Annotated in this window: 10 protein-coding genes and 1 pseudogene; all 11 read left to right on the top strand. The window is 71.8% G+C overall.

Translation table 11 applies throughout. From position 1 onward, the window contains the following. The coding region (locus IE321_RS38960) for an anti-sigma factor (protein WP_229916777.1) at window positions 1-747 on the top strand (747 nt) is incomplete at its 5' end. 57 nt (window positions 748-804) lie between these two features. Next, on the top strand, window positions 805-969 hold the full coding sequence (locus IE321_RS38955) for a peroxiredoxin family protein (RefSeq protein WP_308439751.1): 165 nt from the start codon (window positions 805-807) through the stop codon (window positions 967-969). Between the two features lie 298 nt (window positions 970-1267). After that, the gene (locus IE321_RS38950) at window positions 1268-3046 is read left to right on the top strand and encodes a cytochrome c biogenesis protein DipZ (protein ID WP_190226398.1); all 1779 of its coding nucleotides are present in this window, start codon (window positions 1268-1270) and stop codon (window positions 3044-3046) included. A gap of 209 nt (window positions 3047-3255) precedes the next feature. Beyond that, window positions 3256-4521, top strand: coding sequence for an NAD(P)/FAD-dependent oxidoreductase (locus tag IE321_RS38945; RefSeq protein ID WP_190226397.1), 1266 nt, complete (start codon window positions 3256-3258; stop codon window positions 4519-4521). Then, window positions 4518-4799 (top strand): annotated as a pseudogene (locus IE321_RS38940) (DUF1365 family protein); the annotation flags it as partial. The gene IE321_RS38945 and the pseudogene IE321_RS38940, both read left to right, overlap by 4 nt. A gap of 122 nt (window positions 4800-4921) precedes the next feature. Then, window positions 4922-6199 (top strand): SAM-dependent methyltransferase, encoded by a 1278-nt coding sequence (locus tag IE321_RS38935; protein ID WP_229916779.1) that lies wholly within the window; start codon window positions 4922-4924, stop codon window positions 6197-6199. Continuing rightward, complete coding sequence (locus tag IE321_RS38930; RefSeq protein ID WP_190226395.1) at window positions 6196-7482, top strand: class I SAM-dependent methyltransferase; 1287 nt, start codon at window positions 6196-6198, stop codon at window positions 7480-7482. The genes IE321_RS38935 and IE321_RS38930 overlap by 4 nt, the downstream gene beginning before the upstream one ends. Before the next feature lie 393 nt (window positions 7483-7875). Then, complete coding sequence (locus IE321_RS38925; RefSeq protein ID WP_190226394.1) at window positions 7876-8058, top strand: hypothetical protein; 183 nt, start codon at window positions 7876-7878, stop codon at window positions 8056-8058. A 12-nt stretch (window positions 8059-8070) separates the two neighbouring features. Continuing rightward, window positions 8071-8562, top strand: coding sequence for a DUF6766 family protein (locus IE321_RS38920; protein ID WP_190226393.1), 492 nt, complete (start codon window positions 8071-8073; stop codon window positions 8560-8562). Window positions 8563-8684: 122 nt separating this feature from the next. Next, the gene (locus IE321_RS38915) at window positions 8685-9716 is read left to right on the top strand and encodes a YihY/virulence factor BrkB family protein (RefSeq protein ID WP_190226392.1); all 1032 of its coding nucleotides are present in this window, start codon (window positions 8685-8687) and stop codon (window positions 9714-9716) included. An 88-nt stretch (window positions 9717-9804) separates the two neighbouring features. Beyond that, window positions 9805-10302, top strand: a complete 498-nt coding sequence (locus IE321_RS38910) for a phosphatase PAP2 family protein (RefSeq protein ID WP_190226391.1) — start codon at window positions 9805-9807, stop codon at window positions 10300-10302. The last annotated feature ends 319 nt before the right edge of the window (window positions 10303-10621 follow it).

Below are 10621 nucleotides of genomic sequence, written 5' to 3'. Positions count from 1 at the left end.
AACCAGCACCGCTTCGACCTCCACGCCCTCGCCGCCGCCTACGCCCTGGGCGCACTCGACGACGAAGAGCGCAAGGACTTCGACGCCCACCTCCAGACGTGCGAGGCATGCCGGCAGGAAGCAGCCGAGTTCGAGGCCACCACGGCGCGCCTGGCCACGGCCGTCTCCCAGACTCCCCCGGCCGCGGCCAAGGCACAGGTCATGGCCGCCATCGACGGTGTGCGCCAGCTGCCCCCGCGCGTCCCCGCGCCCAGGGCGGTACCCGCCCTCGGTGGCTTCCTGCGTCGTCGCGCGGTGCCTTGGGCGCTCGCCGCCAGCGTGGCCGCCGCCGTGCTGGGAGGCGTCGCGGTCTGGCAGACACAGAACGGACAGGAGCTGGAGCAGCAGGCCCGACAGGCCCAGCAGCAGCTCGACGCGGTCAGTGCCGTCCTGGCGGCCCCCGATGCCCGCACCGCGCACGGCAAGGCCGCCAACGGCGCCGTGACCACCGTCGTCGCGTCCGACCAGCAGAACCAGGCCGTCTTCACCGCCGCCAACCTGCCCGCTCCCGGCGCCGGGAAGACCTACCAGCTGTGGCTCGACCAGGACGGCACCATGCTCCCGGCCGGACTCATCGACCACGACGGCACGGTGATCCTCGCCGGGACCCCCGCCGACGCCACCGCCGTCGGCCTCACCCTCGAACCGGACGGAGGATCCCCCCAGCCCACCACCGACCCCCTGCTCCTTATGGCCCTGCCCACCTGACCGGCCGCCCGCAACCGCGCCCTGCGCATGCCCCTGCTGTATGACGAGGGGCGGACGGTGGCGAAGTCCTTCGGTATAGGCGCACCCGTGATCGGCCTGCGGCGGGCCGTCTTCATCATCGACCGACACGGGCGCCTTCACTGGAAACACGTCACCGCCGTCGGTGCCACCTATCCGCCCGCCGCGGCCCTGGTCGCACAACTGGCCCGTCTGACCGTCTGAACCCACAGCGGCCTGCCCCGCCCATCACCACGGGCCTCGTCGATCGAGCACATCTGTCCGGCTGCTGCGGGGCACGGCTGAAAGGCAGCAGCGGGGCAGGGACGAACCGCGGAGGGGGTGTCGTGGGCCAGCGGTGAGCAGACTCGCTTCCCTCGGGTACCTGACGGGAGCACTTCGTGGTGGCCACACCCTCGACGACTGCGCGGCGGCGGCTTCTGTGTGCGGCAACGGGCCATCCAATGGCATGGATGGTCCGAATATCTGCCGAGAGCCCAGACCCACGGGAGAGGCGATGATCATGATCACGTTGGCCTTGATCGGGTTGCTCGGAGGACTGATCACCGCGGTGTCGCCCTGCATCCTGCCCGTTCTGCCCGTCGTCTTCCTGGCCGGCGGACCGGGCACGGACGCTCCCGCCACGCGCCGACCCGCGCTCGTCGCCACGAGCGGCGCCCCGGCCGGCGACACGCCCACCGGCGACCCACCGACCGCAGCCCGGCCGGCGCGCAACCGCCGCCCCTACGCCGTCGTCGCCGGGCTCGTCCTGAGCTTCGCCTTCTTCACCCTGCTCGGCGTGACGATCATCTCCGCGCTCGGCCTGCCCCAGGACATCCTGCGCTACGTCGGACTGGCCCTGCTCGTCCTGATCGGGCTGGGCCTGATCTTCCCTCCCGTGGAACGGATCCTGGAGAAGCCGTTCGCGCGCATCCCGCAGCGGCAGGTCAACAAGGAAGGCAGCGCCTTCGTCCTCGGCCTCGGACTCGGCCTCCTGTACGTGCCGTGCGCCGGACCGGTCCTCGCCGCGATCACCGTCGCGGGCGCCCGCGGCGAGATCAGCGCGGACATCGTCGTCCTCACGGTGGCGTTCGCTCTCGGCACCGCGATCCCGCTCCTGGTCTTCGCCCTCGCCGGGCGGCGCGTCGCCGAACGGGTCGCCGCCTTCCGCACCCGGGCCCGCAAGCTCCGCGTGATCTCCGGAATCCTCATGATCGCGCTCGCCTTCGCGCTGGCATTCGACGTCACCGCAGCCCTGCAGCGCGCGCTGCCCGACTACACCCGCGCCGCCCAACGCACCGTGGAGGACAGCGACACGGCCCGGCAGAAGCTCTCGGGGCTGTACGACGACTCCAACAAGGAGCTCTCCCGCTGCGAGGACGGCGTCGACGAACTCCGCTCCTGCGGCCAGGCCCCACCGCTCGCCGGGATCTCCACCTGGATCAACACCCCCGGCGGCAACCCCGTCGACCTGGCCTCCCTCCGGGGCCGCGTCGTCTTGATCGACTTCTGGACCTATTCCTGCATCAACTGCCAGCGCAGCATCCCGCACATCAAGGACTGGGACCGGGCCTACCGCGACAAGGGCCTGAGCGTCATCGGCGTCCACTCGCCCGAGTTCGCCTTCGAGAAGAGCGCGAAGAACGTCGCGGACCAGACACGGAAGCTCGGCATCACCTACCCCGTCGCGCTCGACAACAAGCTGGACACCTGGGACAACTACCGCAACCGGTTCTGGCCGGCCAAGTACCTCGTCGACGCCAACGGCACCGTCCGATACTTCACCTTCGGCGAAGGCCGCTACGCCCAGACCGAGAACCTCATCCGCGACCTGCTGCGCCAGGCCGATCCGACCGTCGTCCTCCCGCCGCCCACCGACCAGGCCGACGACCAGCTGACCGCCGGCCGCACCCCCGAGACGTACCTGAGCACCCACCGGATCCGCGGCTACACCGGCACCCCCGAACCCACCGAGGACAAGCCGGTCACCTACTCCTACCCGCCCGGCGGCACCCCTCTGAACAAGATCTCCCTCGCCGGAACCTGGACCGCCGGCTACGAACACTTCACCGCAGGCAAGGACGCCCGCCTCGCTCTCACCTACCGCGCGCAGAACGCCAACCTCGTCCTCGCCGGCGAAGGCACCGTCACGGTCCTGGTGGACGGCGAACCCACCCGGACGATCGAGGTCCACGGAACGCCGACCCTGTACCGGCTCACCGACCACGACAGCCCCCGCGAAGCCCGTCTCGAACTCCGCCTCACACCCGGGCTCCAGGCGTTCGCCTTCACCTACGGCTGACGAACGCTCACACTCCGCACCGTCGAAGGCTCGTGTGTACACGGCTCGCTCCGCCCCGGAGCCCAGGGAGCGTCGACATGTCGCCCGTCCGCCGGCTGATCCGTCGCCGCATTGGACGCCCCCGGAAACATGCCCCCATCCGACAGGCCCTCCGCTGCGAAGTACGGGTGAAACGCAGCAGCCGGGCGGCGTGTCGAGTGGCGGGAGCGATGGTGGTCGAACAGCGCAAGGTGGCGGTCGTAGGCGCCGGCGTGGCGGGCCTGACGGCCGCCTACGTCCTGGCGTCCTCGTACGAGGTCACCCTGTACGAGGCGGACGGACGGCTCGGTGGCCACGCCCACACCCGTGAGCTGCCCGGCCCCGGCGGTCAGGCACTTGCTGTGGACTCGGGGTTCATCGTCCACAACGAGCGCACCTACCCCACCCTGCTGAGGTTGTTCCGGGAGCTGGAGATCGGCACGCGGGACGCCGAGATGAGCATGTCGGTCCGGTGTGACGGGTGCGGACTGGAGTACGCGGGTGCCCGGGGCGCGGCAGGTCTGTTCGCCTCCCGTGCGGCCCTGCGGTCGCGGTACCTTCGGCTCCTGGCAGAGGTACCGGTCTTCCACCGGGGTGCCCGGCGGCTGCTGACGCGCGGGACTCATGCGGGTGTCACCTTCGGGGACTTCCTGCGCGAGGGCGGGTTCTCCCCCTACTTCGTCAGTCACTTCGCCCTGCCGCTCGTCGCCGCGGTGTGGTCCTGCCCGGCCCGCACCGCGCTGTCGTACCCGGCCTCCCACCTGTTCGCTTTCCTGCACCATCACGGTCTGCTGTCGATCACCGGTTCCCCGCAGTGGAAGACCGTCACCGGTGGCTCGACCGCCTACGTCACCGCCGCCGCCAAACGCGTCCACCGCATCCGCACCTCCAGCCCGGTCGACGCCGTCCGGCGCACGGGCCGGGGCGCCCTCGTCATCACCGGCGGCGGCGGCACGGACACGTACGACGCCGTGGTCGTCGCCACGCACCCCGACCAGGCGCTGCGCATGCTCGCGGACCCCACCCCTGACGAGAAGCGGCTCCTGGGAGCGTTCACCTACTCCCGCAACCCCACCGTGCTGCACACCGACACCTCCCTCCTGCCCCGCTCTCCCAAGGCACGCGCCAGCTGGAACTACCGCATGACCGGCTGCGGGCCCTCCACCGCACCCGTACACGTCAGTTACGACATGGAGCGCCTCCAGCGGCTGCCCGCCGGCTCCGGCTACGTCGTCACGCTGGGCGGTGACACCGGCATCGCCCCGGGCCGGGTCGTGGAGCGGATGGTCTACGAGCACCCCGTCTACACGCCCGCGTCGGTCGCGGCACAGAAGGAACTGCCCCGCCTCGACACCGGTGTGACCGCGTTCGCCGGCGCCTACCACGGCTGGGGCTTCCACGAGGACGGCTGCCGCTCCGGCGTCGTCGCCGCCCGGGCCCTGGGGGTGGACTGGTGACCCGCGCCGAAGGAGACGTCATATCCGCGGGCCCCCTGGGCGCGGAGCCCGTCGCGGCGCTGTACGACTGCGTGATCACGCATGTCCGCCGCACGCCCCTGCGCCACGCTCTGCGGCACCGCACCTACCTGTGGTGCGTGGATCTGGACCGGTTGCCGGTGCTGCCCCGTCCGCTGCGTCCGCTCGCCCGGTTCGACGCCCGCGACCACTTCGCCGGCACCGCCGGGTCCATCCGCGCCAGCCTCGACGCCTTCCTCGCCGGCCACGGCATCCACCTGCTGCTGCGCGGCCTGCCCGTGCACCCCCGTCCCCGTTCTACTCCACGGAAAGGCATGCTGCCGTGACCCGTCCCGCCCTCGTCTCCCAGGGCCGCTCCCGACCCACCGGCCGAGGAGCCGGGATCCCCCCGCAAGCGCCGGGCACGGGTTCTTCGGCCCCCGAGCCCGCCGTTCGCCGCGCGGACGTCGACGCAGCCCGCTGGCCGGATGTGGCTCGGCTGCCGTCGGCGGCCCCCGCCCGCACCGCCATCGCCAGGCACTTCGTCGGCCGGGCCCTGGACCGGCCGGCCCTGACCGGGCCCGCCACCGACGCCCGCTCGTCAGCCGCCGGCCCGCGGCTGACGCTCCACGACCCGGACGCCTTCTACCGCCGGATCGGCCGCCACGGGCTGATCGGCTTCGGCGAGTCCTACATGGCCGGTGAATGGGACAGCGACGACCTGGCCGGCGCCCTGACCGTCCTCGCGCAGCACGTCGACGACCTGATCCCCGCTCCGCTGCGCCGACTCCGTGGCCTGTGGGCGTCCGCCCGTCCCACCGTCGACCGCAACACGCGTACCGGTGCCCGCGACAACATCCAGCGCCACTACGACCTCTCCAACGACCTGTTCGCCACCTTCCTCGACCCCACCCTCACCTACTCCTCCGCCCTCTTCACCGCGTTCCCCGCCCGCTTCGAGTCCCTCGCCGCCGCCCAACACCGCAAGATCGACCGGCTCCTGGACCTCGCCGGCGTCAGTGAGAGCACCCGGCTCCTGGAGATCGGCACCGGCTGGGGCGAACTCGCCCTGCGGGCCGCCGCCCCCGGCGCCCAGGTCACCACCCTGACCCTCTCCGTCGAACAGGCCGTCCTGGCCCGCGAGCGGATCGCGGCAGCCGGACTCGCCGACCGGGTCGACGTCCAGCTGCGCGACTACCGCGACGTCGAGGGCCGCTATGACGCCGTGATCAGCGTCGAGATGATCGAAGCGGTCGGCGCCGAGTACTGGCCCGCCTACTTCACCGCCCTGCGCCGCGCGCTCGCCCCCGGCGGCAGGATCGCCCTGCAGGCCATCACCATGGGCCACCAGCAGATGCTGCACACCGCCGCCACCCACACCTTCATCAGCAAGTACGTCTTCCCCGGCGGCCTCATCCCGTCCCGAGAAGCCATCGCCGAGCACTCCGCCGCCACCGGACTGACCACCGCCACCGACAACGGCTACGCAGACCACTACGCCGAGACCCTGCGCCTGTGGCGGGACCGGTTCACCGCCAACCGTGCTGCCGTCACCGGCCTCGACTTCGACGCGACCTTCCGCCGCATGTGGGAGCTCTACCTCGCCTACTCGGAAGCCGGGTTCCGGGCGCGCTACCTCGACGTCAGGCAGCTTCTTTTCACCGAAGGGACCCCTCGATGAGGCCCGCCGCCGACCGAGTCGCGCAACTCCTTGGCCACTTCCTCCCAGGACCGCTCCCAGTACGCCTGCGTGCCTGGGACGACAGCCAGGCAGGCCCGCCGGACGCCCCCCTGGTCGTGCTCCGTTCGCCCGACGTCCTGCGCCGCCTGCTGTGGCAGCCGGGCGAGCTCGGCCTCGCCGAGGCCTACGTCACCGGCGGCCTGGACGTCGAGGGCGACCTCGCCGAAGCCCTCTCCCGAGCCGGCCGAAACGTCCGCGACCGGCGCCCCGCACGCCCCGGACCAACGAGCATGGCCGCGGCCACCGCCCTCGCGGTCCGCCTCGGTGCCGTCGGTCCGCCCCCGAAGCGCCCCGACGGACGGGCCCGCCTGACCGGTGGTCTGCACAGCGTCGCGCGGGACCGCGCGGGGATCAGCCACCACTACGACCTCTCCAACGACTTCTACGTCCTCCTCCTCGACGAGTCGATGGCGTACTCCTGCGCCTACTGGACCCGGCCCGACGACACCGCGTACACCCTGGCCGACGCCCAGCGCGACAAACTCGACCTGATCTGCCGCAAACTCGGCTTGGGCCCCGGGGACCGGATGCTCGACGTGGGCTGCGGCTGGGGCTCCCTCACCGTCCACGCGGCCCGGGAACACAAAGCCCGCGTCACCGCCGTCACCCTCTCCCGCGCCCAGCACGAGTTCGTCACCGCGCGCGCCGCACGCGAGGGAGTAACCGACCTCGTGGACGTCCAGCTGCGGCACTGGCGGGACATCGACGGTGGCGGTTACGACGCCGCGGCCGCCGTCGAGATGGGCGAGCACGTCGGTGACGCCGAGTACCCCGCCTTCGCCTCCAAGCTGCACGACTCGCTGCGCCCCGAGGGCCGACTCCTGATCCAGCAGATGTCCCGCGGCTCCCACGCACCCGGCGGCGGGGCGTTCATCGAGACGTACATCGCCCCCGACATGCACATGCGCCCCGTCGGCCGCACCGTGGACGTGCTGGAGACCTCCGGTCTGGAGGCCCGCTCCGTCGAATCGCTCCGCGAGCACTACGCGACCACCATCGACGCCTGGCGCTCCACCCTCGAACAGCGCTGGACCGCCATCGAGGACCTCGTCGGAACGACCACCGCCCGCGTCTGGCGTCTGTACCTCGCCGGCGCGTCGCTCGCCTTCACCGAACGCCGCATGGGCGTCGACCAGATCCTCGCCGTCCGCCCCACCCGCGAAGGCGCGTCGGCGATGCCGGCCACCCCCGCCGACTGGTACGTCACGGCGCCCCTGCCATGAACGGGACCGACTGAGGCACCCTCGCCGCCAACCTCGCCGCCTGCGCGGCCATAACGGCGAGGGTGCCCCCCGCCCCCTTCGCCATCGCCGTGTGCCGCAGGCTGCACCGGATCGTCGACATCGCCCGGGGACTTGCCTTCAGTGCCGTCGCCGTCACCTGACTGTTGCCCGCCGGCCTCGGCGATGACGGCCGGCGCCTGGTCGTCGCCGCAGCAACAATCGTCTGGGGGTAAGCCTGGTGGGTCACCTCGCACGGCGTACAGCGTCGGCCATGCCGACACTTGCCTCCGAACATCTACGATGCTGCAGAGCGGCCTGCCCTGCGACACGCTTTCCGCATCGCGGTAGGGGCCACCCTGCGCGCGGCCGGGCCCTCGGCAGTCGGACGCGCTCGTGGCCGCCCGAAACTTCCGGACCGCCCTGAGCGAGGCCGGCTTCGGACGGGCCTGTGCCCTGCTGGCGCCGCAGACCCGGCAGGAGGTCGCCTCCGATGCCGGCGACTGCGCGAAGGGCCTGGCGCAGGAGCAGCCGCCAGTCGCCTCCGGCGATGCTGCGGATGCCGTCGCGAAGGGCTAGGGGCGCCAGGCCATGGTGCGCCTGAGGGGCGACGCCTTGTTCCTGTCGCAGTTCGACGCGGGGTGGAAGGTTGTTGCGGCCGGCTGCACGCCGCGCCCGGACATGCCGTTCGACTGCAAGCCCGAGAGCGCTCGCGACCAGCGCGTGGACGAGCATGCCCGCGAGGACTCGCCCCGCTGGGCCGGCGCCCGGGACCGGCGCCAAAATTTGTACTCCCGCTCGCTGGGCGTCGTGACGGCGCTGCTGTTCGTACTGTCCTGGCTGGCCCAGTCGATCTCGGGCGCCGCCTGCAACGCCGAACAACAGCGCGACCTGTCCGAGCCGGTCAGCTGGGCGGCGTATCCGGCCTCCGCGCACTTCTGGAACCGGACCCTGCAGAACTGGCAGTCCGAACTCCTCGCCGTCGCGGCCATGGTCGTCCTGTCCATCTACCTGCGCCAGCGCGGCTCACCCGAGTCCAAGCCGGTCGGCGCGCCCCACTCCGCCACGGGTGCCGAAGGCTGACCCAAGACATCGCGATCAAGGCTTGTGCCTGGGCCCGGGGCACCGCCCGCCGTCACCTGCTGAGCCCTGTTCTCCCCAGGCCTGAGCGGCATGGGAGCGGCGGGAGTGGAAAAGCGCCGACTATGGAACATGCAAGGACGCCGCAGCCCGAGGACGACCGCCGGCCCGCCGGAGAGTCTGCGGGTCCGGACCGGCAGGTCGAAGAGCGGGCGCCGGACCGGATCTCCGAGCTGCCCAAGCGGTCGTGGAAGGCGGTGCTGCGCGGGACGCTGAAGGAGTTCAAGGACGACGAGCTCGCGGACCGTGCGGCCGCGCTGACCTACTACGGGGTGCTGGCCCTCTTCCCCGCACTGCTGGTCCTGGTCTCGCTGCTCGGCATCGCGGGCGAATCCGCGACCAAACAGGTCCTGGACAACCTGCAGAAGCTCACCCCCGGCGCGGCCCGGGACGTGATCAGCAATGCGGTGCAGCAGCTGCAGGGCAACGCCGGCATCGGCTCGCTGCTCGCGGTCGTGGGCGTGCTCGTCGCGATCTGGTCGGCCTCCGGATACGTCGCCGCGTTCATCCGGGCATCCAACGCCGTATACGACCTTCCCGAAGGCCGGCCGGTGTGGAAGGTGCTGCCGCTGCGTGTCGGTCTGACCGTGGTGCTGATGATCCTCGCCGTGGCCAGTGCGCTGATCGTGGTGTTCACCGGCGCTCTGGCCCGGCAGGCGGGCTCGGCACTGGGGGTGGGCGATACCGCGATGACGGTGTGGTCCATCGCGAAGTGGCCGGTCCTGCTGGTCCTGGTGACGTTCATGCCCGCGCTGCTGTACTGGGCGGCCCCGAACGCGAAGGGCCGCGGCTTCCGCTGGGTGACCCCTGGCAGCTTCCTGGCCTTGGTGATCTGGATGATCGCCTCGGCCGGGTTCGCGCTCTACGTCGCGAACTTCGGCTCGTACAACAAAACGTACGGCACCCTCGCGGGCGTGATCATCTTCCTGGTGTGGTTGTGGATCACGAACCTCGCCGTCCTGCTGGGCCTGGAGTTCGACGCCGAGCTGGTCCGTCAGCGCGCGATCGCCGGCGGGCAGGGCGAGGACGAGGAGCCGTACGTGGAGCCCCGCGACACCCGGGCGTGGAGTGAGGAAGACCGTCGCCAGATGGAATGAGCGGCGCTCGTGGCGCCGAGAGGAGCGGACGACGCACATGAGGGTGGCGGCGGGGCTGCAGAGGCGCGATCACCAGTTGACCCGGCGCATGGCTTCCTGGGACTCCCCGGCGGCACGCGGCCTGCTGCCAGCCGTAGAGGAAGCGGCCGAGCACACCAAGCTGTGGTGGGCTGCCGCCCTGGTCATGGCCGTGAAGGGAGGCCGGCGGGGCCGCAGGGCCGCAGCCTCCGGCGTGCTGGCCATGGCGGTGGCCGAGCTGTTGTCGAACGGGGTCGCCAAGCAGCTGGTCGAGCGGCGACGGCCGCCTGCGGAGTGGATTCCGCACGGCGATGTCGAGGACCGTCCGGACAGCTCGTCCTTCCCCTCCGGGCACACCGCCGCTGCCATGGCCTTCACCACCGCCGTCGCGGCCTCGTGGCCATCGGTCGGGGCCGCGTGCGCGGTCCCCACGGTCCTGGTGGCCGTCGAACGGGTCCACAGCGGCGCCCACTACCCTTCCGACGTGGCTGCCGGCGCCGTGATCGGCGGCTTGGCCACGGCCCTGGTCCGTATGACGCCACGCCTCCTGCTCCGGTGTCGGGGATGACGCGGGGAGGCAGGCGTCGTCATCGCCGGCGACGGACCGGCCGCACTGCGCCGGCTCACCGAACCGATGGGCACTCACCGCGTATGGGCGCGCTTCCCCGCCCCCTCTCCCGCCGCCCGACAACCCGCAGCGGCGCCCCCGCCCCTCCTCTGGGGCGCCCCGGCCGGCCTGCGGCCCCGAGTCATCGCAGACAGGCTCCTGGCTCCGGGGCCGCAGCACGTCGCAAGGTCACCGACCGGGGCTGGGCGGTACCTCCGCGAGCGCTTACAACCCCTAACGAAATGATCTTCGGGCTGGTTGGATGGCCCTCCGAGCGTTG

Origin of the sequence: Streptomyces hydrogenans, from assembly GCF_014656075.1 — a bacterium.
GTDB lineage: Bacteria > Actinomycetota > Actinomycetes > Streptomycetales > Streptomycetaceae > Streptomyces > Streptomyces hydrogenans.
This window is presented reverse-complemented; position numbering and strand designations above follow the sequence as displayed.

Excerpts from the sequence above, each read along its gene's own strand:
- IE321_RS38930 (WP_190226395.1), top strand. The coding sequence starts at position 6,196 with ATGAGGCCCGCCGCCGACCGAGTCGCGCAACTCCTTGGCCACTTCCTC.
- IE321_RS38915 (WP_190226392.1), top strand. The coding sequence starts at position 8,685 with ATGGAACATGCAAGGACGCCGCAGCCCGAGGACGACCGCCGGCCCGCC.
- IE321_RS38945 (WP_190226397.1), top strand. The coding sequence starts at position 3,256 with ATGGTGGTCGAACAGCGCAAGGTGGCGGTCGTAGGCGCCGGCGTGGCG.
- IE321_RS38910 (WP_190226391.1), top strand. The coding sequence starts at position 9,805 with ATGGCTTCCTGGGACTCCCCGGCGGCACGCGGCCTGCTGCCAGCCGTA.
- IE321_RS38950 (WP_190226398.1), top strand. The coding sequence starts at position 1,268 with ATGATCACGTTGGCCTTGATCGGGTTGCTCGGAGGACTGATCACCGCG.
- IE321_RS38920 (WP_190226393.1), top strand. The coding sequence starts at position 8,071 with ATGGTGCGCCTGAGGGGCGACGCCTTGTTCCTGTCGCAGTTCGACGCG.